This is a genomic window from Cedecea sp. AS113, assembly GCF_037152415.1.
Taxonomy (GTDB): domain Bacteria; phylum Pseudomonadota; class Gammaproteobacteria; order Enterobacterales; family Enterobacteriaceae; genus Cedecea.
Window position 1 is genome coordinate 87,780 of record NZ_JBBCMI010000016.1, and the last position, 23,897, is coordinate 111,676.

General features: G+C 53.1%; 22 protein-coding genes and 1 rRNA gene. 10 read left to right on the forward strand and 13 right to left on the reverse strand.

Annotation, left to right across the window (positions count from 1 at the left end; translation table 11 throughout):
- The first annotated feature begins 173 nt into the window (after nucleotides 1-173).
- Both WFN87_RS17850 and WFN87_RS17855 read left to right on the forward strand, forming a co-directional pair.
- Complete coding sequence (locus WFN87_RS17850) at nucleotides 174-1,565, forward strand: nucleobase:cation symporter-2 family protein (protein WP_336983462.1); 1,392 nt, start codon at nucleotides 174-176, stop codon at nucleotides 1,563-1,565.
- 122 nt (nucleotides 1,566-1,687) lie between these two features.
- Complete coding sequence (locus WFN87_RS17855; RefSeq protein ID WP_336983461.1) at nucleotides 1,688-3,370, forward strand: AsmA family protein; 1,683 nt, start codon at nucleotides 1,688-1,690, stop codon at nucleotides 3,368-3,370.
- A gap of 13 nt (nucleotides 3,371-3,383) precedes the next feature.
- Here the strand turns inward: WFN87_RS17855 and fabY are convergent, their stop codons facing one another.
- From fabY to typA, 5 genes are all read right to left on the reverse strand, one after another.
- Nucleotides 3,384-4,325, reverse strand: a complete 942-nt coding sequence (gene fabY / locus WFN87_RS17860) for a fatty acid biosynthesis protein FabY (protein WP_008457400.1) — start codon at nucleotides 4,323-4,325, stop codon at nucleotides 3,384-3,386.
- 37 nt (nucleotides 4,326-4,362) lie between these two features.
- Entirely contained in the window at nucleotides 4,363-4,800 is a 438-nt protein-coding gene (gene dtd / locus WFN87_RS17865) for a D-aminoacyl-tRNA deacylase (protein ID WP_336983460.1), read from the reverse strand.
- Entirely contained in the window at nucleotides 4,797-5,669 is an 873-nt protein-coding gene (locus tag WFN87_RS17870) for a virulence factor BrkB family protein (protein WP_008457398.1), read from the reverse strand. Before WFN87_RS17870 ends, dtd begins: the two co-directional genes overlap by 4 nt.
- A complete protein-coding gene (yihX, locus tag WFN87_RS17875; protein WP_166995819.1) occupies nucleotides 5,666-6,262 on the reverse strand; it encodes a glucose-1-phosphatase in 597 nt (198 codons plus the stop codon). Before yihX ends, WFN87_RS17870 begins: the two co-directional genes overlap by 4 nt.
- Before the next feature lie 148 nt (nucleotides 6,263-6,410).
- Nucleotides 6,411-8,234, reverse strand: a complete 1,824-nt coding sequence (gene typA / locus WFN87_RS17880) for a ribosome-dependent GTPase TypA (RefSeq protein ID WP_336983459.1) — start codon at nucleotides 8,232-8,234, stop codon at nucleotides 6,411-6,413.
- Nucleotides 8,235-8,610: 376 nt separating this feature from the next.
- Here typA and glnA point away from each other — a divergent pair, with 376 nt between their 5' ends.
- The 4 genes from glnA (at nucleotide 8,611) to WFN87_RS17900 (ending at nucleotide 12,866) form a co-directional block, all read left to right on the forward strand.
- A complete protein-coding gene (gene glnA / locus WFN87_RS17885; RefSeq protein WP_008457394.1) occupies nucleotides 8,611-10,020 on the forward strand; it encodes a glutamate--ammonia ligase in 1,410 nt (469 codons plus the stop codon).
- Nucleotides 10,021-10,157: 137 nt separating this feature from the next.
- Entirely contained in the window at nucleotides 10,158-11,207 is a 1,050-nt protein-coding gene (glnL, locus tag WFN87_RS17890) for a nitrogen regulation protein NR(II) (RefSeq protein WP_008457392.1), read from the forward strand.
- Nucleotides 11,208-11,215: 8 nt separating this feature from the next.
- Nucleotides 11,216-12,631: a nitrogen regulation protein NR(I) gene (gene glnG, locus WFN87_RS17895; protein WP_008457391.1), complete on the forward strand. Its 1,416-nt coding sequence runs from the start codon at nucleotides 11,216-11,218 to the stop codon at nucleotides 12,629-12,631.
- A gap of 112 nt (nucleotides 12,632-12,743) precedes the next feature.
- Nucleotides 12,744-12,866, forward strand: a complete 123-nt coding sequence (locus WFN87_RS17900) for a YshB family small membrane protein (protein WP_008457389.1) — start codon at nucleotides 12,744-12,746, stop codon at nucleotides 12,864-12,866.
- A 28-nt stretch (nucleotides 12,867-12,894) separates the two neighbouring features.
- Here the strand turns inward: WFN87_RS17900 and hemN are convergent, their stop codons facing one another.
- On the reverse strand, nucleotides 12,895-14,268 hold the full coding sequence (gene hemN, locus WFN87_RS17905) for an oxygen-independent coproporphyrinogen III oxidase (protein ID WP_336983458.1): 1,374 nt from the start codon (nucleotides 14,266-14,268) through the stop codon (nucleotides 12,895-12,897).
- Between the two features lie 190 nt (nucleotides 14,269-14,458).
- Complete coding sequence (gene yihI / locus WFN87_RS17910; protein ID WP_008457385.1) at nucleotides 14,459-14,974, reverse strand: Der GTPase-activating protein YihI; 516 nt, start codon at nucleotides 14,972-14,974, stop codon at nucleotides 14,459-14,461.
- Nucleotides 14,975-15,423: 449 nt separating this feature from the next.
- Here yihI and yihA point away from each other — a divergent pair, with 449 nt between their 5' ends.
- The gene (gene yihA, locus WFN87_RS17915) at nucleotides 15,424-16,059 is read left to right on the forward strand and encodes a ribosome biogenesis GTP-binding protein YihA/YsxC (RefSeq protein ID WP_008457383.1); all 636 of its coding nucleotides are present in this window, start codon (nucleotides 15,424-15,426) and stop codon (nucleotides 16,057-16,059) included.
- 119 nt (nucleotides 16,060-16,178) lie between these two features.
- Here the strand turns inward: yihA and WFN87_RS24170 are convergent, their stop codons facing one another.
- Both WFN87_RS24170 and polA read right to left on the reverse strand, forming a co-directional pair.
- Nucleotides 16,179-16,226 (reverse strand): spot 42 RNA, inhibition of DNA synthesis, encoded by a 48-nt coding sequence (locus WFN87_RS24170; protein ID WP_071892919.1) that lies wholly within the window; start codon nucleotides 16,224-16,226, stop codon nucleotides 16,179-16,181.
- Nucleotides 16,227-16,391: 165 nt separating this feature from the next.
- A complete protein-coding gene (gene polA / locus WFN87_RS17920) occupies nucleotides 16,392-19,178 on the reverse strand; it encodes a DNA polymerase I (protein ID WP_336983457.1) in 2,787 nt (928 codons plus the stop codon).
- Between the two features lie 446 nt (nucleotides 19,179-19,624).
- Between polA and WFN87_RS17925 the strand changes: the two genes are divergently transcribed.
- The gene (locus WFN87_RS17925; RefSeq protein ID WP_166879432.1) at nucleotides 19,625-20,533 is read left to right on the forward strand and encodes an acyltransferase; all 909 of its coding nucleotides are present in this window, start codon (nucleotides 19,625-19,627) and stop codon (nucleotides 20,531-20,533) included.
- A 15-nt stretch (nucleotides 20,534-20,548) separates the two neighbouring features.
- Here WFN87_RS17925 and dsbA read toward each other — a convergent pair whose 3' ends face one another.
- From dsbA to WFN87_RS17940, 3 genes are all read right to left on the reverse strand, one after another.
- Nucleotides 20,549-21,172, reverse strand: a complete 624-nt coding sequence (gene dsbA / locus WFN87_RS17930; RefSeq protein ID WP_336983456.1) for a thiol:disulfide interchange protein DsbA — start codon at nucleotides 21,170-21,172, stop codon at nucleotides 20,549-20,551.
- A gap of 27 nt (nucleotides 21,173-21,199) precedes the next feature.
- Nucleotides 21,200-22,186, reverse strand: a complete 987-nt coding sequence (locus tag WFN87_RS17935; RefSeq protein WP_336983455.1) for a serine/threonine protein kinase — start codon at nucleotides 22,184-22,186, stop codon at nucleotides 21,200-21,202.
- 84 nt (nucleotides 22,187-22,270) lie between these two features.
- Nucleotides 22,271-22,540, reverse strand: a complete 270-nt coding sequence (locus tag WFN87_RS17940) for a YihD family protein (protein ID WP_008457378.1) — start codon at nucleotides 22,538-22,540, stop codon at nucleotides 22,271-22,273.
- Between the two features lie 73 nt (nucleotides 22,541-22,613).
- On the opposite strand from WFN87_RS17940, the gene mobA reads away from it, so the two are divergent.
- Entirely contained in the window at nucleotides 22,614-23,198 is a 585-nt protein-coding gene (mobA, locus tag WFN87_RS17945) for a molybdenum cofactor guanylyltransferase MobA (RefSeq protein WP_336983454.1), read from the forward strand.
- Nucleotides 23,180-23,704 carry a molybdopterin-guanine dinucleotide biosynthesis protein MobB gene (gene mobB / locus WFN87_RS17950; RefSeq protein WP_336709084.1) on the forward strand — a complete coding sequence of 175 codons (525 nt, stop codon included), beginning with the start codon at nucleotides 23,180-23,182 and terminating at the stop codon, nucleotides 23,702-23,704. The genes mobA and mobB overlap by 19 nt, the downstream gene beginning before the upstream one ends.
- An 89-nt stretch (nucleotides 23,705-23,793) precedes the next feature.
- On the opposite strand, the gene rrf is transcribed toward mobB, so the two are convergent.
- A 5S ribosomal RNA gene (rrf, locus tag WFN87_RS17955) occupies nucleotides 23,794-23,897 on the reverse strand; the annotation flags it as partial.

A 23,897-nucleotide genomic window follows, 5' to 3' on the forward strand; every position in this document is an offset into this window, starting at 1 on the left:
TATTTCCTTCATGGATGAAATCAGCCGGCGCATTTTAACCAAAAAATGCGCCTTCGTTATAACTAATGCTCAATTCATGACATTTCGCTCTTATCCCATCAAGCTAGCAATCGTTTGCTTTTGCCGTTCAGTCCGTTAAAATTAGCGCTTTTCCAGCCATGAGATCGTCACTGATGTCCGTGAATGCCGTAGAGTCAGATAATGCGCAACCGGTTGCGCAGACTCGCCCGAGCGAACTAATTTATCGCCTTGAAGACCGCCCGCCGCTGCCACAAACCCTTTTTGCCGCCTGCCAACACCTGCTGGCGATGTTTGTGGCTGTGATTACACCGGCATTGTTAATTTGCCAGGCGTTGGGGTTACCGGCATCGGACACACAGCACATTATCAGCATGTCTTTGTTTGCCTCTGGCGTGGCTTCGATTATTCAAATCAAAGCCTGGGGGCCAGTAGGTTCAGGTTTGCTGTCGATTCAGGGCACCAGCTTTAACTTTGTCTCTCCGCTGATTATGGGCGGCATGGCGCTGAAAAATGGCGGTGCGGACGTGCCGACGATGATGGCGGCACTCTTTGGCACGCTGATGCTTGCCAGCTGCACGGAAATGCTGATTTCACGCGTGCTGCATCTTGCTCGTCGTATCATCACTCCTCTGGTTTCCGGCGTGGTGGTCATGATTATCGGTCTGTCCCTGATTCAGGTTGGGCTGACCTCTATCGGCGGTGGCTATGGCGCCATGGCCGATCACACTTTCGGCGCACCGAAAAATCTGCTGCTGGCAGGCGCAGTTCTGCTGGTTATTATCCTGCTGAACCGCCAGCGTAATCCGTACCTGCGCGTCGCGTCCCTGGTCATCGCGATGGCCGTGGGCTATCTGCTCGCCTGGGCTCTGGACATGCTGCCAGCCACGACTCAGGCCGCGAACACCGACCTCATCATGGTTCCTACGCCGCTGTATTACGGACTTGGCATCGACTGGAGCCTGCTGATCCCGCTGATGCTGGTGTTTATGGTGACCTCGCTGGAAACCATCGGCGACATCACCGCCACCTCCGACGTCTCCGAACAGCCCGTTTCCGGCCCGCTGTACATGAAACGCCTGAAGGGCGGCGTACTGGCTAATGGTCTGAATTCCTGCGTTTCTGCCGTGTTCAATACCTTTCCGAATTCCTGCTTTGGCCAGAACAACGGGGTTATTCAATTGACCGGCGTTGCCAGCCGCTATGTGGGCTTTGTTGTCGCCCTGATGCTGATCTTGCTGGGCCTGTTCCCGGCAGTAAGCGGCTTTGTACAGCATATTCCTGAACCTGTTCTCGGCGGCGCAACGATTGTGATGTTCGGCACCATTGCCGCTTCCGGGGTGCGTATTGTCTCCCGCGAACCGCTGAATCGCCGTGCGATTATGATCATCGCCCTGTCGCTCGCCGTTGGCCTTGGCGTGTCCCAGCAGCCACTGATCCTTCAGTTCGCGCCTGACTGGCTGAAAACCCTACTCTCTTCGGGCATTGCTGCCGGTGGGATCACGGCCATCGTGCTTAATCTGATTTTCCCGCCAGAAAAAGAGTAACGCCCATACGCGCCGGCAATGATTTTTTGCCGGCGCGAAATCTCCTTTGACAATCCCCTCCTTGAGCTACAGCGGTAAATCGGGCATAACACCCTTAGCGAAACTGAAAGGGGTGGAAGGCAATGAAATTCCTCGGAAAGCTGGTTCTTATCCTGTTGGGCCTTGTGATACTGGCGCTGGTTGCCTTTTACATCCTGCTGCAAACCCGCTGGGGCGCGGGCCAAATCAGCAGTTGGGTGAATGAAAAAACGAGCTACCACCTCTCTTTCAATGAGATGGCGCATGACTGGTCTTCGCCCACCCATCTGGTGTTCCATAACGTTACTTTTGGCCGCACCGGCCAGCCTGCGACTCTGGTCGCGAAGAGCGTGGATATTGGCCTGAGTACGCGCCAGTTTTCTCAGCCTCTCTATGTCGACACTATTTTGCTCCAGCAAGGGACGTTAAATCTCAGCGCAAATGCGGTTCCACTCCCGCTTGAGGCAGATAAGCTGCAGTTGCAGGGTATGGCGATTAACAGCCCGGATAGCGAGTGGAATCTCAGCGCCCAGCGCGTTGAAGGCGGCGTGGCCCCCTGGCTGCCGCAGGCCGGAAAAGTGCTGGGTAACAAGGCCACTATCGCTTTCAGCGCAGGTTCTCTGACGCTCAACGGGATTAACGCCAGCAACGTCCTGCTGCAAGGGACGCTGGATAATGAACAGGTCACGCTGACCACTATCGGGGCGGACGTTGCTCGCGGCTCGCTGACGGGTAATGCCCACCGCAACGCCGACGGCTCATGGCAGGTGGGCAGCCTGCGCCTCAATGACATTCGCCTTCAAACGGCAAAATCACTCACCGATTTTCTTGCGCCAGTAACATCTGTTCCCTCGTTAACTATCGATCGCCTTGAAATAACCGATGCACGACTGGAAGGGAAAGAGTGGGCGGTAAGCGACCTTGCCCTTAGCCTGCGGAATCTGTCGCTGGCGAACGGGGGATGGCAAAGCGATGACGGCCAGCTGTCGATGAACGCCAGCGAATTCATTAACGGTTCTCTGCATTTGCAGGATCCGATCGTGAACGTCGATTTTGCCCCGGCAGGTGCCACGCTCCGGCAATTTAGTTCGCGCTGGGAGGGCGGCCTGGTTCGAGCTTCCGGGCAATGGTTGCGCGACGGTAATCAAGCGGTGATGGATGAAGTGGTCGTAGGCGGGCTGGAATACACACTCCCGTCCAACTGGAAGGCCCTGTGGATGGAGAAACTGCCTGACTGGTTGAACAGCGTTACGGTGAAAAAGTTTTCGGCAAACCGTAATCTGGTTATCGATATCGACCCGAACTGGCCATTCCAGCTCACCGGGCTGGATGGCACCGCCACCAATATCCAGCTGGCACGAGATCATCAGTGGGGTATTTGGTCCGGCAATGCCTCGTTTAATGCCGCGGCGGCCACCTTTAACCGCATTGACGTGCGGCGCCCGTCGCTGTCGCTGACGGCGAACCAGAGCCAGATCGCGATCACGGAGCTAAGTGCGTTCGCGGGTGAAGGCTTACTGGAAGCCAGGGCAAACGTAAGCCAGACGCCTCTGCGTGCGGTGAGCGTTAGCCTGAAGGGCCAGAGCGTGCCGGTGAATGTGTTACACGCCTGGGGCTGGCCCGCTCTGCCGCTCGAGGGGAACGGAAATCTGCAGCTTTCGGCGACCGGGCAGGTGGCCGCAGGTACTGCGCTGAAGCCCACCGTAAATGGCACCTTGCAGGCCACCAGCGCCAGTGGGCAACAGATTCAGCAGACTATGCGCCACGGAGATGTGCCCGGCGCGTAGCTTGTATCCTAACCTATTCCTCTTCGTTTCCGCCCTCTTCCAGAGGGCCGAACGGCTTAGCTGGCAGCACCAGATAGACGCCTTCAAACACCGCGCCGGGCGTGTCATTGCCGTAAAGCTCGACTTCAAGCGCTACGCGAGCTTTGCGGCCCCGGGCCAGCCTGTCGAGATCGCCACTCAGCGACCCCAGGTCAGCCGTAGCCCCCGGTTTTCCGGTGATCGGTTTGCTATAACGGATATGGGCATCGGCCAGAATAATCGTCCCGCCGAGATGCCGCTCACGCAGCATCAGCCAGATAAGCCCCCAGCCGGTTAACGTGGCCAGCGAGAACAAACTCCCCGCAAAAAGCGTGTGGTGCGGGTTTTGGTTGCCCGTTTCCGGCATCGTGGTGATAAATTTTTGCCCAGTGTACTGCTGAATACGCACGCCCATTTTCTCGCTCAGCGGAATATGTTCGTACCAGGCCTGTTGAAGCTGTCCGCACCAGTCGCCCCGATGCAAGATGTCATCAAGCGTAGCGACCGGCTTAATCATCAGGAAGTGGCGTACCGGCGTGGTTTGCGGGGTGGTGATTTCCCCTTGATTCACAAAGCCAAGCTTTGCAAAAAATGGAACGGCATCTTCACGTGCGCTACAGGTCACGCGCTTAACGCCTTCCTGGCGCGCCACGGACTCCAGCGCCATCGCCACCAGCGTCCCTAAGCCTTTATCCTGAACCGACGGGTGCACCGCCATAAAGCGAATCGCGGCTTCGTTATCGGCATTGATATAGAGGCGGCCCACGGCAACGGTATTGCCCTCTTCATCGACCACCATCTGATGATGCGCCATTGCATCCCAGGCATCGCGCTCGGAACCTTTTGGCTGATGCAGCGGTTTGCGCAACATTTCCCAGCGGAACTGGTAATAACGATCTAGTTCTTCTTCTGTTTGTGGCACACGAAGGTGATACATACATTGTTCTCTCGTTGCGCGAGCCGGATGGCGAGGGTTACACCTGCAGCCAGAACGTCACCGGCCCGTCATTAATTAGCGAAACCTGCATATCGGCGGCGAAACGCCCGGTTGGGGCGTCGATACCTTGTTGTTTGCAGCGCTCGACAAAATATTCATAAAGGGTTTCAGCCTGCTGTGGCGCTGCGCCACCGGAGAAGCTCGGACGCATCCCGCGTTCCGTGTCCGCCGCCAGCGTAAATTGAGACACCACCAGCAGGCTGCCGCCCGCCTGCTGGACGTTCAGGTTCATCTTGCCCTGCTCGTCGCTGAAAATTCGATACCCTAATACACGCTCGCACAGGCGATTGGCTTTCTGTTCGTTATCTTCTTTTTCGACACCCAGCAACACCAAAAGTCCGGGACCAATTTCACCCGTCACTTCACCCTCCACGGTGACGCTGGCACGGGTAACGCGCTGAATTAATGCAATCATTGTTCTTCCAGTTCTTCCTGCTCTGCAGCCTGTCGCAATTTACGGTAGTCGCCCAACGAAGCGGTGATTTCCGCCCCCAGCAACACGATACACCAGGTCCAGTAGACCCAGACAAATAATATGGGGATCACCGCCAGCACGCCGTAAATCAGCTGGTAAGAGGGGAACATGGTGATATAGAGGGCAAATCCCTTCTTACCCAGTTCAAACAGCAGCGCGGCAACCAGCGAGCCTATCATGGCGTCCTTTGCCCGCACGCTGGTCGTCGGCACCAGGCTGTAGAGCAGCCAGAACGCAAGCCAGGACAGCAGCAGAGGAAAAATACGCAGGACTTCATCAAGCATGCTGTTGAGTTCTGAGGCCCAGCGTAGAGAAAGGAGGTAAGAGCTTATCGCCAGGCTGGCCCCGGCCAGCAGCGGCCCGAGCGTCAGGATCATCCAGTAAATGGCAAAGGAGTACACCTTTGGCCTCGCGCGCTTACTGCGCCAGATAGTGTTCAACGCGCTATCTACCGCATACATCAGCAGCAGCGAGGTGACGATCAGACCAATGGCCCCCACCGCCGTCATTCTGTTGGAGTTAGCGACAAACTGTTCGATGTAACGCTGAATTACATCGCCAGTGGCGGGCATAAAATTGGCAAAAATGAAGTGGCGCAGCTGAACGCTGATATCGGCAAACATCGGGAAGGCGGCAAACAGCGCAAAGACAACCGCCACCAGCGGCACCAGAGACAGCAATGACACATAGGCAAGGTTACCCGCCAGGGTCGTCATGTTGTCCTGGTCGATACGCTGCCACAGCAGTTTGCCCCAGGCCCAGAGAGGCCTGAGGCGATGCACAGTTTTACGGGGCACGCTTTTAATCATCCCTGTTTAGCAAACCAGTCGGGGATAGTCTGCTTGTCGATCACCTGAATGCTGGTGATGCCCAACGCTCGTGCACCGTGAATATTGTCGGCATTATCATCGAAGAATACGGCCTGATCGGCAGAGAAGCCTTCTTCCTCTAGCACCTTAAGGTAGATTTCCGCGTCCGGCTTGCGCATCCCCATTTCCTGGGAGAGGTAGATTTTATCGGCCGACTGCGCCACTTCCGGGTATTCATCAGGCCAGAAACCCGTATGCAGGCGGTTGGTGTTGGAAAGCACCACCACGCGATGCCCCTGCTCGCGCAGCTTCTGCATGACGCCAATGGTCTCTTTGCGCAGGCCAATGAAAATCGCCTGCCAGCCCGCGGCAAACTGCTCGTAGCTCAGCGCCACGTCCATCTCGTGGCATAAGCGTTCGGCAAACACTTCGTCCGTTATCTGCCCACGTTCATGCTGATGGAAGGTTTCTCCCATCGCGAAACTTTTCTGCAGGTTGGCTAACGGCACCCGGCTGTAATCGCTCCAGACGCCGAGCACGCGATTAAAGTCGATATCAACGATGACGTTACCTAAATCAAAGATATACAGCATGCGCACCTCCTTTCCGACATGGAGAAATAACTGTAGCGGGAAAGGCTGACTTTGACTATCAGAGGAAGGCGAGGTTGCGCATTCTAAGGCAGAAATAAAAAAGCCCCGCCTTTACAGGCAGGGCTTCAGCAGACTGCAGAAAAGAAACTTAAGCTTCTTTGCTACCACGACCCGCACGTTTACGGTCGTTTTCAGTCAGGTGGCGCTTACGGATACGCACGGACAGCGGAGTCACTTCTACCAGTTCGTCATCATCGATGAACTCCAGAGCTTGCTCCAGGGTCATTTTCTGCGCAGGAACCAGGGTGGTCGCTTCGTCAGTACCGGAAGCACGCATGTTGGTCAGCTTCTTACCGGTCAGGCAGTTTACGGTCAGGTCGTTAGAACGACTGTGAATACCGATGATCTGGCCTTCGTAAACTTCAGCCCCGTGGCCCAGGAACAACTTGCCGCGATCCTGCAGACCGAACAGCGCAAACGCAACCGCTTTACCCTGACCGTTAGAGATCAGTACGCCGTTCTGGCGCTGGCCCACTTCGCCCTGACGGATATCGTCATAGTGGCTGAAGGTGGAGTACAGCAGACCGGTACCGGAGGTCATGGTCATGAATTCGTTACGGAAGCCGATCAGACCACGGCTTGGGATAACGTAGTCAAGACGCACGCGGCCTTTGCCGTCTGGATTCATGTTTTTCAGGTCGCCTTTACGCTCACCGAGCGCCTGCATCACGGCACCCTGATGCTGCTCTTCAACGTCCAGAGTCACGTTCTCGAACGGCTCTTGTTTACGGCCGTCGATTTCGCGGAAGATAACTTTCGGACGGGATACCGCCAGCTCGAAACCTTCACGACGCATGTTTTCGATAAGAACAGACAGGTGCAGTTCACCACGACCGGAAACGCGGAATGCGTCCGCATCTTCGGTTTCTTCAACGCGCAGCGCAACGTTGTGAACCAGCTCTTTGTTCAGACGATCCAGAATCTGACGAGAGGTCACGAACTTACCTTCTTTACCGCAGAACGGAGAGGTGTTGACGTTGAAGAACATGGAAACGGTTGGTTCATCTACGGACAGCGCTGGCAGCGCTTCAACATTTTGCGGATCGCAAATGGTGTCGGAGATGTTCAGTTCGCCCAGGCCGGTGATAGCGATGATGTCGCCAGCTTCAGCTTCGGTAGACTCGATACGCTCCAGACCCAGGTGAGTCAGTACTTTACCGACTTTACCGTTACGGGTTTTCCCTTCGCTATCAATGATAGTGATCTGCTGGTTTGGCTTCACTTTACCGCGTTTGATGCGGCCGATGCCGATTACGCCAACGTAGTTGTTGTAGTCCAACTGGGAAATTTGCATCTGCAGTGGACCATCGAGGTCAACGCTTGGTGCCGGTACGCGATCGACAATGGCCTGGTACAGTGGCGTCATATCCGCCGCCATATCATTGTGATCCATACCCGCGATGCCGTTCAGTGCGGATGCATAGATGATTGGGAAGTCGAGCTGTTCGTCGGTCGCATCAAGGTTAACGAACAGGTCGAAGACCTGATCCACAACCCAGTCAGGACGCGCGCCAGGGCGGTCAACTTTGTTGATAACCACGATCGGCTTCAAACCATGGGCAAACGCCTTCTTGGTTACGAAGCGCGTCTGCGGCATTGGGCCATCCATTGCGTCAACCACCAGCAGAACGGAGTCAACCATTGACATTACGCGCTCAACTTCACCACCGAAGTCGGCGTGTCCTGGGGTATCAACGATGTTGATACGATAGTCATTCCATTTGATAGCGGTGTTTTTAGCGAGGATGGTAATCCCACGCTCTTTCTCCAGGTCATTGGAGTCCATCACGCGTTCAGTAGTTTCAGCACGCTCACTGAAGGTACCAGACTGCTGCAGCAGCTTATCAACCAGGGTAGTTTTACCGTGGTCAACGTGCGCGATGATGGCGATATTACGCAGATTTTCGATCACAACTTTGCCTCAGGCATTAGAAATAGCGCGTTATTGTACACGTATTAATCGAAGGACAGAACAGGATCACAAAGAACCTTTACAAACAATGCAGAAAGTAAGGGTTTGTGATCGCTTTCACGGAGCTAAAAAGGGAGCCATAACGTAAATTGCACCAATATGGTGCTCAGGTTTCATACTGAAGCACTATATTGGTGCAAATTATTCATCCTGGTGCAGCCCTTTTGCACTATGGTGCGCATGATAGCGCCTTTTTAGGGTGATTTAAAAGTTGGCACAGATTTCGCTTTAAACATTTTATGGCGAAAAGCCACATTAAGAAGTGTTTGATTACCTCGTTACCACGACGACTACACCAATCCGGGAGAGTTTAAGTATGTCCGCTGAACACGTTTTGACGATGCTGAATGAGCATGAAGTTAAGTTTGTTGATCTGCGCTTTACCGACACTAAAGGTAAAGAACAGCACGTCACTATTCCTGCTCATCAGGTAAATGCTGACTTCTTCGAAGAAGGCAAAATGTTTGACGGCTCCTCGATTGGTGGCTGGAAAGGTATCAACGAATCCGACATGGTGCTGATGCCAGACCCAACGACGGCGGTAATCGACCCGTTCTTCGCGGACTCTACCTTGATTATCCGCTGTGACATTCTCGAGCCAGGCACTATGCAGGGCTACGACCGTGACCCGCGTTCTATTGCAAAACGCGCTGAAGACTACCTGCGCTCTACCGGCATCGCAGACACCGTTCTGTTCGGGCCAGAGCCAGAATTCTTCCTGTTCGACGACATTCGTTTCGGCAGCTCTATCTCCGGCTCCCACGTAGCTATCGATGATATCGAAGGCGCATGGAACACCGGCACCAAATACGAAGGCGGTAACAAAGGCCACCGTCCAGCGGTGAAAGGCGGTTACTTCCCAGTGCCACCGGTCGACTCTTCTCAGGACCTGCGTTCTGCTATGTGTCTGACCATGGAGCAGATGGGCCTGGTTGTTGAAGCTCATCACCACGAAGTGGCGACCGCTGGTCAGAACGAAGTGGCAACCCGCTTCAACACCATGACCAAAAAAGCTGATGAAATTCAGATCTACAAATACGTTGTACACAACGTGGCTCACGCTTACGGCAAAACCGCGACCTTTATGCCAAAACCAATGTTTGGCGATAACGGTTCCGGCATGCACTGCCACATGTCCCTGTCCAAGAACGGCGTAAACCTGTTCTCCGGTGACAAATATGCTGGCCTGTCTGAGCAAGCGCTGTACTACATCGGGGGTGTTATCAAACACGCTAAAGCGATCAACGCCCTGGCGAACCCAACCACCAACTCCTACAAGCGTCTGGTCCCAGGCTACGAAGCTCCAGTTATGCTGGCTTACTCTGCCCGTAACCGTTCTGCTTCTATCCGTATCCCGGTGGTTGCGTCTCCGAAAGCACGTCGTATCGAAGTGCGCTTCCCGGACCCAGCGGCTAACCCATACCTGTGCTTCGCAGCGCTGCTGATGGCCGGTCTGGACGGTATTAAGAACAAGATCCACCCAGGCGAAGCCATGGATAAAAACCTGTATGACCTGCCGCCAGAAGAAGCGAAAGAGATCCCACAGGTTGCTGGCTCTCTGGAAGAAGCACTGAATGCACTGAGCGAAGACCGTGAGTTCCTGACTGCGGGCGGCGTATTCACCGACGACGCTATCGATGCTTACATCGCTCTGCGCACTGAAGAAAACGACCGCGTGCGCATGACTCCGCATCCGGTAGAGTTCGAGCTGTACTACAGCGTCTAATTGAAGTTGTTTTTTGTTGCCGTGGAAACTTTGGCCCATCTTCGGATGGGCTTTTTTCTCCATCGGATCCTCCTGTGACGCTGTTTTTTGTCACTCAAAGACTATAATGCACTAAAACGGTGCACGGAGACTGCTGTATGGCAACTGGCGCGCTGCCCGATGCTGGGCAGATTCTGAATTCTCTCATCAACAGCATCCTGCTCGTGGATGACGAGCTGGCGGTTCACTACGCCAACCCTGCGGCTCAGCAGTTGCTGGCGCAGAGTTCACGCAAGCTGTACGGCACACCTTTGCCGGATCTATTGAGTTATTTCTCGTTGAATATTGGCGTCATGCAGGAAAGCCTGATGGCAGGCCAGGGGTTTACCGACAACGAAGTAACGCTGGTCATTGATGGCCGATCGCACATTCTTTCTCTGACGGCACAAAAGCTGCCGGAAGGGTACATCCTGATGGAAATGGCGCCGATGGATAATCAGCGCCGATTGAGTCAGGAACAGCTGCAACACGCGCAGCAGATTGCTGCCCGAGATTTAGTTCGTGGCCTTGCGCATGAGATTAAAAATCCGTTAGGCGGCTTACGTGGCGCGGCGCAACTGCTGAGTAAAGCGCTCCCCGACCCGTCGCTGACGGAGTACACCAAAGTCATTATTGAGCAGGCGGACCGCCTACGTAATCTGGTGGATCGTCTGCTAGGGCCTCAGCAGCCGGGCATGCACGTCACCGAAAGCATTCATAAAGTTGCCGAACGCGTGGTGAAACTCGTGTCGATGGAGCTGCCGGATAACGTCACTCTTGTGCGGGATTACGATCCGAGTTTGCCGGAGTTTGCGCACGACCCTGACCAAATTGAGCAAGTTTTACTGAATATCGTACGCAATGCGCTGCAGGCGCTGGGTAGCGAAGGGGGCGAGATTATCTTGCGTACCCGTACCGCTTTCCAGCTGACGCTGCACGGTTCTCGCTACCGCCTCGCGGCACGCATAGATATTGAAGATAACGGCCCGGGTATCCCGGCACATTTGCAGGACACGTTGTTCTACCCGATGGTCAGTGGGCGAGAAGGCGGCACCGGGCTGGGTCTTTCCATCGCGCGTAGCCTCATCGACCAGCATTCGGGGAAAATCGAATTCAACAGTTGGCCTGGTCATACCGAATTTTCGGTTTACCTGCCTATTCGGAAGTAGAGGTCATTATGCAACGAGGGATAGTTTGGGTCGTTGACGACGATAGCTCCATCCGCTGGGTCCTTGAGCGCGCGTTAACCGGAGCCGGATTAAGCTGCACCACCTTTGAGAGTGGCAATGAGGTGCTGGACGCGCTGGCGACCAAAACCCCGGACGTGTTGCTGTCGGACATTCGTATGCCCGGCATGGACGGTCTTGCCCTGTTAAAGCAGATTAAGCAGCGCCACCCGATGCTGCCGGTCATCATCATGACCGCGCATTCGGATTTAGACGCAGCCGTTAGCGCCTATCAGCAAGGGGCTTTCGATTATCTGCCAAAACCGTTTGATATCGACGAGGCGGTAGCGCTGGTTGAACGCGCTATCAGCCACTATCAGGAACAGCAGCAGCCGCGAAATGCGCCGGATAACGGGCCAACGACCGACATCATCGGCGAAGCCCCGGCGATGCAGGACGTGTTTCGTATTATTGGCCGTCTGTCGCGCTCCTCCATCAGCGTACTGATTAACGGCGAATCCGGGACCGGTAAAGAGCTTGTGGCGCACGCGCTGCACCGCCACAGCCCGCGGGTTAAATCGCCGTTTATCGCGCTCAATATGGCGGCTATTCCCAAAGATTTAATCGAGTCAGAGCTGTTCGGGCATGAAAAAGGGGCTTTCACCGGCGCCAACCAGATTCGCCAGGGGCGCTTCGAACAGGCTGACGGCGGCACGCTGTTTCTCGACGAAATAGGTGATATGCCGCTGGACGTTCAGACTCGTTTGCTGCGCGTGCTGGCCGACGGACAGTTTTACCGCGTGGGCGGCTACGCGGCGGTAAAAGTGGATGTCCGCATCATTGCGGCAACCCACCAGAACCTTGAGCAGCGGGTACAGGAAGGCAAGTTTCGTGAGGACTTGTTCCACCGTCTGAACGTCATCCGCGTGCATCTGCCTCCGCTTCGCGAGCGTCGGGAAGATATTCCGCGTCTGGCACGCCATTTCCTGCAAGTGGCCGCGCGCGAACTGGGCGTGGAAGCAAAGCTGCTGCATCCGGAAACGGAAAACGCCTTAACGCGTCTCGCCTGGCCCGGCAACGTGCGCCAATTGGAAAATACCTGTCGCTGGTTGACGGTCATGGCAGCGGGTCAGGAAGTGCTTATTCAGGATCTCCCGAGCGAGCTGTTTGAAACGACAGTGACCGAAAGCGGCGGGGTCACGCAGACCAACCCGGACAGCTGGGCCATGCTGTTAGCACAGTGGGCGGAACGAGCGTTGCGCTCCGGCCATCAGGATCTGCTTTCTGAGGCTCAGCCGGAAATGGAACGCACGCTGCTAACCACTGCGCTGAGACATACTCAGGGGCATAAACAAGAAGCGGCTCGCCTGCTAGGATGGGGCCGAAACACGCTGACTCGTAAGCTAAAAGAGCTGGGTATGGAGTAACGTTCGGCCATTTTGTAAAGAAGCAAATCAGCCCGCAAATTGCTGCTATTTTGTACTTTACTGCCGCGCCGGGTTAAGTATGATCGGGCGCGTTCAGGCAGGAGAGTCAGTTATGTTGGAATCCGTAATTCACATGGTCACGCGCGGCGCTGAAGCTGGTGCAGCCGCTGGCCATTCGCCGCAGACGGCAGTAGCCGCGGTGATGTGCGCGTTACTGGTGAGCTTCTTTAGCTAAAAGAGAAGGCGGGGAAACCCCGCCTTTTTTATATCACTCTGGAAAACTGCTGCAGGCGCGCCTTTTGCCTCAGATAGGCATCAAAACACATGCAAATGTTGCGAATAAGCAGGCGTCCCTTGCCGGTCACCTGAATCCCCTGCTCACTGACCTCCACCAGCCCATCTTTCGCCAGCGGCGCCAGCAGGCCTAAGTCCTCGGCAAAGTAATCCGCAAACGTCAGCGACCATACCTGCTCAATGTCGGCGAAGTTAAGCTGGAAGTTGCAGATCAGCGCCTTGATAACATCGCGGCGAATGCAATCGTCCCGCGTGAGCGCCAGGCCACGCCACAGCGCATTGCCCTGCTCATCCACCTGCTGATAATAGCGCTTTAGCTCTTTCTGGTTCTGCGCGTAACAGTCGCCAATCATGCTAATTGCCGACACGCCAAGCCCCAGCAGATCGGTATCCCCTTGAGTGGTATACCCCTGGAAATTACGGTGTAGTTTGCCTTCCCGCTGGGCAATCGCCAGTTCATCGTCCGGGCGGGCAAAGTGATCCATCCCGATAAACTGGTAACCAGACCCCGTCAGCGAGTCGATGGTTTCCTGCAGGATATCCAGCTTCTGCTGCGCGCTCGGTAAATCAGCGTCTTTAATCTTGCGCTGGGCGGCGAATAGCGTCGGCAGGTGCGCATAGTTGAAAACGCTAAGGCGATGCGGGCTTAGCTCGGCTACGCGCTTGAGCGTGAAGGCAAAGCTTTCCGGCGTTTGCTTTGGCAGGCCGTAAATCAGGTCAATGTTGGTGGAAGTAAACCCCAACGCCCGCGCACGTTCGATCAGCGCGAAGATAAACGCTTCGTCCTGCTCGCGGTTGACGAGGCGCTGCACTTCTTTATTGAAGTCCTGAACGCCCATACTAAGGCGGGTAAAGCCTTCCTGCCGAAGATGGTCGAGCACATCCAGTTCAATTTCACGCGGGTCAACTTCAATAGACAGTTCCGCGTCATCATTAAAATGGAAATTGCCACGCAACAGCGCCATCAGGCGGCTTATTTGCGCTTTGCTCAGATAAGTTGGCGTCCCGCCGCCCCAGTGCAGCTGGCTAACCTGCCGGCCCGCAAACAGCGGCGCGCGATGGATGATTTCCTGCTCCAGAGCATCGAGATACTGGTCGGCCTTGTACTGCTGGCGGGTCACAATTTTATTGCAGCCACAGAAATAGCAAAGCTTGTGGCAGAACGGGATATGCACATAAAGCGACAGCGGCCGCTCCGGGTAACGGGCAACCGCCTGCAAAAATGCCGGTTCGCCAAAGGCTTCAGAAAATTCCAGTGCGGTTGGATAAGAGGTGTAACGCGGCCCTGAATAATTATATTTCTGGATCAGAGCCAGATCCCAGTCGATTAACTGCTCAGACATACTCACTCCTTGCGGTGTTGTCGCCGGCGCCGACGAGGCGAAGCTGGCCCGCTCATTCCACGAGCCATAACCCTTCGCCGCAGCGAATTCTGCAGCCGCGACAGCCGCCGTAGTTTAACGAATAACCACAGCAGATAACACACCAGCGGAATAACCATAATAAGAACAGGTAATCCCATAGGAGTAAACGTCAGTTACCGCCCTTCAGCAGACGCATCAAATCATCCGCTTTTTCTTCTTCTTCCTCTTCATCGTCTTCCCAGGCGATGCCGAGCTGTTCCATTAGTGCATCGATGCGGTCGAGCTTCGCATCCACCCAGGACTGCTCTTCCTTGCTAAGGGTTTCGCCTGCTTCCAGACGCTCCAGCAGCCCATCCAGGCGCTCATCGTTTTCCAGCATATCCAGCTCAGCCTGTGGTGTTAGCATAGGTTTCTCGCTCTTCGGTTTGTGCTGTTTAGCGACCGGTGCTGCATCGGTTACGCCCAGTTGAATAGGTTTTTTACTGCCAATGCGAGGGTCTTTCGCCTGACCCGATGATTTGCCGCCTTTCGCCTGATTGCCACCATTCGCGCGGCTCCCCGCTGCGTGGCCGCTGTGTTTTTTCTGGCGCTTACGCTCACGCGCTTCCTGGTCAAGCTCTTCGCGTGATTTACGGCGTGCTTTTGCCGGTTTTTTACCTTGTGGTGCCGAGTTTGGTTGCTTCATGATAAGTCGTCTTAAGCCATTTTATTCAGTATAGAATTGCGGCGGAATCTAGCAGAAAGCAAGCAAAGAAAAAAGGCGACAGGTTAACCCGTCGCCTTTTTCTTATTCTGGCCCCCGTAAAGGAGCAAATATTCCATGTTAGCTTGAGACAACCCTGTCCTTCCTTCGCCGACACACTCACTTTACCGCTACGCTTGTTATTAACAAGGTGGCCGCCCACGTTCATGGCTTCCCCCACAATGAACTAATCAGTTAATTATTTGAAAATAAAGCACTCTTGAATAAATCGTTGCCAATATTCACCGGGATATCTGCCATTTACCATAGCAAATGACTTACAAAATCAATCCACTTCGCTGTAAGCCTTCTGCTTCTGGCGAGAAACACGGCGTTTTCTGCTCGTTCAGGTATAATCCCCGGCAAATGATTACCTGACGGAGACAACCGTTTTGAAAAACTGGAACTATCAACTGACTAAGTTCGTGCTCAGCGCACCGGACATTCGCCATCTGCCTTCTGATACCGGTATTGAGGTTGCTTTCGCAGGCCGCTCTAACGCGGGGAAATCCAGCTCGCTGAACACGCTGACCAATCAGAAAAGCCTGGCGCGTACCAGTAAAACCCCTGGCCGTACGCAGCTCATCAACCTGTTTGAAGTTGCCGAAGGCAAACGCCTGGTAGATTTACCTGGCTACGGCTATGCCGAAGTCCCGGAAGAGGTGAAACACAAATGGCAGCGCGCGCTGGGGGAATACCTGCAAAAGCGTAACAGTCTGAAAGGCCTGGTCGTGCTGATGGATATCCGTCATCCACTGAAAGATCTCGATCAGCAGATGATTGAGTGGGCAGTAGCCAGCAATATCGAAGTCATGCTGCTGCTGACCAAAGCCGATAAGCTTGCATCGGGCGCGCGTAAAGCACAGCTGAATATGGTGCGTGAAGCGATTCTGGCGTTTGGTGGAAATATCGAGGTCGAGGCGTTCTCTTCCCTGAAGAAAACCGGCGTTGATAAACTGCGCCTGAAGCTGGATAGCTGGTACAACGATCTTCCGCCGGCGGTGGAAGAGGAAGCGGCTGAAGAGTAATTCGTCCCTTCAAGGATCGTCTGCTCACTCTCAGTTCACAACGCGGCCCTGCCGCGTTTTTCTTTTCTTTCGCGCAATAAAAAACGCCCCAGTCATTTCTGACTGGGGCGGCTAAATATTCAGCCAAATCCGATTACGTGAAGTAAAAGGTCTGAAAGATAGAACATCTTACCTCTGTACCCTACGCGAATAACTTTACTCCTTTTTAATCGCTCAAAAAAGCATTTTTTGTAGTTTTTTTTCACTTTTTGCATCACATTCTTGAATCATCATCACAAAAAGCTATGACTTATGTTGCTTAGTTACAAAAACATGACCTGAGCAATTGTCGATTAATGCGCCTCATCCCAGTTTTTGCCACTGCCGACTTCCACCAGCAACGGCACGTCGAGCTTCATGCTGCTTTCCATCAGCTCATGCACCTTTTTAGACACCGCTTCCACGTCATCTTTGTGCACTTCGAACACCAGTTCATCGTGCACCTGCATGATCATTTTCACACGTGGCTTGTCTGTCTCCAGCCAGCCGTCGACTGCAATCATCGCGCGCTTGATAATATCGGCGGCAGTACCCTGCATAGGGGCGTTAATCGCAGCACGTTCCGCGCCGGCGCGGCGAGCACCGTTGCTGGAGTTGATGTCCGGCAGATAGAGACGGCGGCCATCCAGCGTCTCAACATAACCCTGATCTTTCGCCTGAGCACGCGTACGCTCCATATACTCCAGCACACCCGGATAACGCTCGAAGTAGAGATCCATATACTTCTGGGACTCTTTCCGCGGAATATTGAGCTGGCGGGAAAGGCCAAAGGCGCTCATGCCGTAGATCAGACCAAAGTTAATTGCCTTCGCACTGCGACGCTGTTCGCCGGTGACGCTTTCTAGCGGCAGACCAAACACTTCCGCAGCGGTGGCACGGTGGATATCTTTGCCTTCGGCAAAGGCGCTTAACAGGCCTTTATCGCGGGAGAGGTGGGCCATGATACGCAGTTCAATTTGCGAGTAGTCCGCAGAAAGAATCACGTAGTCCTCAGGCGCAATAAAGGCCTGGCGAATACGGCGCCCTTCTTCGTTGCGAACAGGAATGTTCTGCAGGTTAGGATCGGTAGAAGATAAACGCCCGGTGGCCGTAACTGCCTGGTGATAAGACGTATGCACGCGCCCGGTTATCGGGCTAATCATCAGCGGTAGCTTGTCGGTATAGGTGGATTTCAGCTTCGCAAGGCCACGGTATTCCAGGATCACTTTCGGCAGCGGATAGTCCAGCGCCAGCTCTTCAAGCACCTCTTCGGACGTAGAAGGCGCTCCGCCCGGCGTTTTCTTCAGCGGCTTAATTCCCTGCTTTTCAAAGAGAATGGTTTGCAGCTGCTTTGTAGAAGAGAGATTAAATTCTTCTTCGGCGATTTCATGAGCTTTGCGTTCAAGCTCGGCCAGGCGCTTAGTCAGCTCACCAGAATGCGCGTGCAAAATAGCCGGATCGATTTTCACGCCGTTGCGTTCAATGCGCGAAATTACCGGCACCAGCGGCATTTCAACGTTTTTAAAGATGCTTAATGGGCCTGCAACCTTCTCGAGTTTCGGCCACATCTTCAGGTGCAGCTGCAGGGTGACATCCGCATCTTCTGCCGCATAGCGCCCGGCAGTTTCCAAATCGATCTGGTTAAAGGTCAGCTGTTTTTTGCCTTTGCCGGCAATCTCTTCAAACGAGATGGTTTGGTGCTTCAGCCAGCGATCGGCCAGGCTGTCCATATCATGGCGGCCTGCGACGCTGTCCAGCGTGTAGGATTCCAGCATGGTGTCAAAAGCGATACCCCGCAGTTCAATGCCATAGTTCTGCATGATGCCACGGTCGTATTTCAGGTTTTGCCCGACTTTCAGCGCCTTCTCATCTTCCAGCAGCGGCTTAAGTAGTTCCAGCGCACGTTCGCGAGAAATTTGCTCCGGCGCATCGAGATAGTCATGCGCAACGGGGATATAGCAGGCCACACCCGGTTCTGTCGCAAAGGAAAGCCCGACCAGATTGGCACTGACGTTGTCCAGGCTGTCGGTCTCGGTATCAAACGCAAACAGCGGCGCTTTTTTCAGCCGCTCAATCCATTCAAGCAGTACGCGCTCGTCCAGGATAGTGACGTAGTTGTCATAAGAGAGCTGGCTGGCTGGCACTTCAGGTTCGGCTTCAACCTCACCGGCTTTCTGCGGTTGTGCGGCCGGCTTAGCCCCTTTGGCCTGCATCCATTTCCCGGCCTCTACGTCGGTTATCCAGCGTTTGAATTCATACTGCTTGAAGAGTGTCAGCAGTTCGTCTGCCGCCGGCTGCTGGACTTCAAGCTGCTCGCAGCCCAGTTCCAGCTCAACGTCGGTCTTAATGGTGGCGAGCTTATAGGAGAGGTAGGCCAGCTCTTTGCTTTGCTCCAGCTTAGCGGCCATCGTTTTCGCGCCACGGAAGGTGAGTTCGGCAATTTTTTCAGGATTGGCGTAAAGCGTATCCAGCCCACCCAGCCCCTGAAGCAGCGCCTGCGCTGTTTTCTCGCCCACGCCCGGTACGCCAGGAATATTGTCCGAAGAGTCCCCCATCAGCGCCAGGAAGTCGATAATCAGCTCCGGAGGTACGCCGTATTTGGTCAGTACCTCTTCCGGCCCAAGGATGGTATTGGTCATAGTGTTAATCAGCGTCACGCCCGGCGTCACAAGCTGCGCCATGTCTTTATCACCGGTACTGATCAATACCGGGCGGCCGGCTTTTTCAGCCTCCAGCGCCAGCGTACCGATAACATCATCAGCTTCAACACCTGAGACGGCCAGTAAAGGCAGGCCCATCGCTTTAACCATCGCATGCAGCGGCTCAATCTGCGCTCTGAGATCGTCCGGCATTGGGGGACGGTGCGATTTATAGTCCTCAAACAGCTCATCACGGAACGTTTTGCCTTTGGCATCAAACACTACGGCAGCGTGCGTCGGCTGGTATTGCAAAATCAGGCTACGCAGCATGTTCAGCACACCGTACATCGCCCCTGTTGGCTCGCCACGGCTGTTCGTCAACGGTGGGAAGGCATGATATGCCCGATAAAGATAGGAAGAGCCATCAACGAGGATAAGCGGGTTGTCTGCGATCTGGACCATAATGTTCCGTTCCATGCCTGTGATTAATGTATTGCTAAAGGATGCCATAGCCTGGCCAAAAACATGAACTATTGGGCGCAATATGCTGAAAAGAATTCCAGGATTGGGGGATCCTGCGTGAGATCGTTTTTGTGGATAACTTTGTGTATATTTTTTTAACTAACTAATTTCACGGCATTATTTTTATTGATCCTTTATTAAATACATTTTAATTTCAGTAAGTTAAATGAATGTGAGTTTAGCCTTACTGAATTAACCAACGATCGTTTGATGTGGATATATACTCAGGCGAGTAAGAAAAACGGGCCACTGTTCTCCCCATAAATGCGATCGGTGAAAATCCTGTTCATTTGGCGAGTCGCCATTATCGGTTTTCTGGTAAGATCCGCCCCTTATTGCCGCTAATATCAGCATTCCATACACCCTAACCAGCAAAAACATTACCTATGTCGAGATTACTCGCCGCGATCACATTGGTGTTAAGCATTGCACTGACTATTCTGGTCACGGTTGCCTGCTCTGTTCCTATCATTTTAGCCGGGATCGTTAAGCTGATGCTGCCCGTTCCGTCTATCTGGCGCTCGATCTCGGTATTCGCTGATTTCATGATGTACTGCTGGTGCGAAGGGCTCGCATTGCTGCTGCGCCTCAATCCTTATTTGAAATGGGATGTCGAGGGATTAGAAGGCCTGAATAAAAAGAACTGGTATCTGTTAATCAGCAACCATCAGAGCTGGGCAGATATCGTGATCCTTTGCGTGTTATTCCGCAAACATATCCCCATGAACAAGTATTTTCTTAAGCAGCAGCTTGCCTGGGTTCCTTTTATGGGGCTGGCCTGCTGGGCGCTGGATATGCCGTTTATGAAACGTTATTCAAGAGCTTATTTGCTGCGTCATCCTGAACGCAGGGGTAAAGATGTCGAAACGACCCGTCGTTCATGCATGAAGTTTCGTGCTCACCCTACCACTATTGTGAATTTCGTTGAGGGCTCGCGCTTCACTGCTGAGAAAAAGAAGCAGACCCGTTCACCGTTTAACTACCTGTTACCGCCGAAAGCGGCAGGTATAGCGATGGCGATGAATGTGCTGGGCAAACAGTTTGATAAGATGCTGAACGTTACGCTGTGTTACCCGGACAATAGTCTTCTGCCGTTCTACGATATGCTTTCAGGCAAAATGACAAAAATCGTTGTGCGGGTTTCTTTGGTGCCGATTACCGAAGAGCTTCACGGAGATTATGTTAACGATAAAAGCTTTAAGCGCCGTTTTCAGCTCTGGCTGAATATGCTGTGGAGCGAGAAAGATAAGCAGCTGGAAACGCTACTCTCTGGGGATAAAAAAGCCGGTCAATGACCGGCTTTTTTAATCTTATTTCTTCTCAACCAGGTATTTCACGGTGTCAGCATACTGCTGCACGAAGATATCCATGCTGCTGGTGTCCATGCCCTGCATATTCAGCTGATATTTGCCGTTAACATACATAGCCGGGACGCCCTGCAGTTGGAGATCGGCTGCCGCTTTTTCTTGCTGAGCAACCAGAGATTTCACCACAAAGCTGTTCCAGGCCGCATCGTACCCTTCCGGTTTCACACCCGCGTCGATGAACACTTTGCGGATGTCGGCATCATTCTGCACGGTTTGAGTTTTCTGAACGGCTTCAAACATTGGGGAGGTTATTTTATCTTCTACGCCCAGCGCCATAGCAACAGCCCAGGCCTGAGTCAGATCTTTACCTAATGGGCCAAGGAACTCAACGTGATACTTGGTCATTTTGGTGCCTTCAGGCAGTTTTTTCTTCACGTTATCAGACACATGAAGAACCTGTTCAAACTGGTAGCAGTGTGGGCAGTAGAATGAGAAAAATTCTAATACCTGTGGTTCACCAGCCACCGGTTTATCCAGGGTGATGTACTGCTTACCGTCGGTAAACTGTGCCGCAGAGGCGCTAAATGCCAGGATCATGCCTGCCAGCGCCAGCCAAATCTTCTTCATAATCAACTCTCTCCTGAATTTTACTGATTAATACATTGGCGTTAATTGTAATGGAGGTTCTCGTAGAACCCGGACCTGCTCTGTAAAGCTTACAGTCTGTCTTCTCCAGAAATCTTCTTCACTAAACCACGGGAAATTTCGGGGGAATGCGGGGTCATCCCAGCGTCGCATTAGCCACGCGAGATAATAGACGATGCGCATAGCGCGCAACGGTTCAATCAGGGTTAGCTCGCTGGTATCAAATGACGAAAACTCTTCGTAAGCTTCAATAATGGTTTCTAACTGCATCCGCTGTTCGGCTTTATCTCCATTAAGCAGCATCCAGATATCCTGCACCGCTGGGCCATTACGAGCATCATCAAGGTCAACAAACAGCGGTCCGTCGCGCCAGAGGATATTGCCAGGATGGCAATCGCCGTGCAGGCGCAGTGGTTCAAAATCAGTGTGCCAGGTGCGTTTAACTTCCTCTATCAACGCATCCGTTGCAGTCAGAAAATCTTTCTTAAGAGCGCGGGGAATGAGCTCGCTATTTTCAAATAGCTCGCGCGGCTGGAAGAGATATTCATCCAGACCAAAGGTTGGACGATGCTGAAAGAGCTGCCGACGACCCGTTTGATGAATGCGGCCAAGATAGCGGCCCACCCATTCCATCTGGTCGATGTTATCAGTTTCATATTGCCGCCCTCCCAGGCTTGGGAACACGGCAAACATAAAGCCCTGATGCTGCAGAAGAGTGTTTCCAGCAAAACAAAGAGGTGCAGCCATAGGCACTTCATCGGCTAGCAGTTCCAGCGCAAAGTGATGTTCTTCTTCAATTTGCGCCGCGGACCAGCGATGTGGGCGATAAAACTTGACCACAAAACGCTGGCGTTCTTCATCCTGGAATTGATAAACGCGGTTTTCAAAACTGTTTAACGGTGTCAGTCCCGAATCCACCCGAATGCCTTGTTCAAAAAGAGCATCGAGGATTGTATCCGGATGTAGGGTCTGGAAATTAAATGCGTTGTCTGTCATCCCGGCAACCGGAAGTAAATACGAATGCTTCAGGATAACATTTCAAAACCGCTTAAGTGTTTCGACTTACAAGCTTTTACTCTTTTATTCCTTAATGACACCGCGAGCGCGCAGCAGTGCCGTTTTGAAGTCTTCTTCATAATCTTTTTTAAGGCCAGGGATCGCATCATCTTTTGCAGAATCACGCATTTTCAGGTGATAGATCAGTACATCGTCAGTGAGCTCAGCCAGTTCACCGCGATAGCCTGACTCAGCGGCCAATTTCTGCAAGAATTGTATCAGGTTCAGATCTGGCTCTTTTTGCCATGCAGGCTGAAGCAGCTCAAGAAGTTCGTTAAGGCGCTTACATTTCATGTTGGTGTCCCTTATCACATGTGAAAGACAACACGTTAGCAGGCTCAAACCCACATTAAAAGAGGCGATATTCGTGCAGCGATTAACAGAAGTCACCGGCGTTGTGCTAGCCGGTGGCAGGGGAAGCAGAATGGGCGGCAATGATAAGGGATTAGCCCTGCTTAACGGCCAGCCACTTTTCCAGCACGTCCTCAATGTATTAAAACCACAGGTAGGCGATGTTGTCATCAGTGCCAACAGAAACCTTGAGATCTATCAGCAAAGCGGGATTTCGGTTATTCAGGACTCAATGAGTGGTTACCAGGGACCATTGGCCGGTATGTTAGCCGTGATGGAACAAACTGAAAGTGAGTGGCTGCTATTCTGCCCTTGCGATACCCCCAATATTCCTGCCGATGTTGCACTCAGGCTTTGGCAAGCGCGTGGGAGCGCGTTGGCAATATGGGCAAATGATGGGCTACGGGATCACCCCGGCGTAGCTTTGCTTCATCATTCGCTTTGTTTGCCATTGAGAGAATATCTGCTCGCTGGCGAAAGGCGAGTGATGCATTTCTTACTGAGCGCAGGAGGACATTCAGTCTCTTTTGATGGCCAGGCTGCTTGTTTTACCAATATAAATACTCTCGATGAGCTTTCACAATGGCAGAAAAAAGGATAACGCCGCCTTTACTGGCTATTTCAGCCTGGAGCGGAACAGGAAAAACCACATTACTGAAGCAGCTAATCCCACTGCTATTGGATAAAGGCATCAGGCCCGGACTCATTAAGCACACGCATCATGATATGGATGTGGACAAACCCGGGAAGGATAGCTATGAACTCCGTAAAGCTGGCGCCGCGCAGACCATTGTTGCCAGCCAGAAGCGCTGGGCACTAATGACTGAAACCCCCGAAGAGCCTAATCTGGATTTACATTATCTCGCCTCAAGAATGGATAACCGCAAACTGGATTTAATTCTGGTCGAAGGTTTCAAACACGAAGCCGTGGCTAAGATCCTTTTATTCAGGCAGGAAACTGGCCATAAAGCTGAAGCATTAGAGATCGATCGGCATGTCATTGCTATAGCCAGCGATGTGCCGCTCACCGCTTCTGTCCCTGTATTGGATCTTAATAATGCAGAGGAGATCGCTGATTTTATCTATGAATGGGTAGAACTGCAGTAATACGGAGAAAATATGCGGCTTATGGTCTGTTTTAATCTTTAAAAAGCAAAAAACCCCGGCCTTTCGGTCGGGGTTAATGCTGATTTGATGCCTGGCAGTTCCCTACTCTCGCATGGGGAGACCCCACACTACCATCGGCGCTACGGCGTTTCACTTCTGAGTTCGGCATGGGGTCAGGTGGGACCACCGCGCT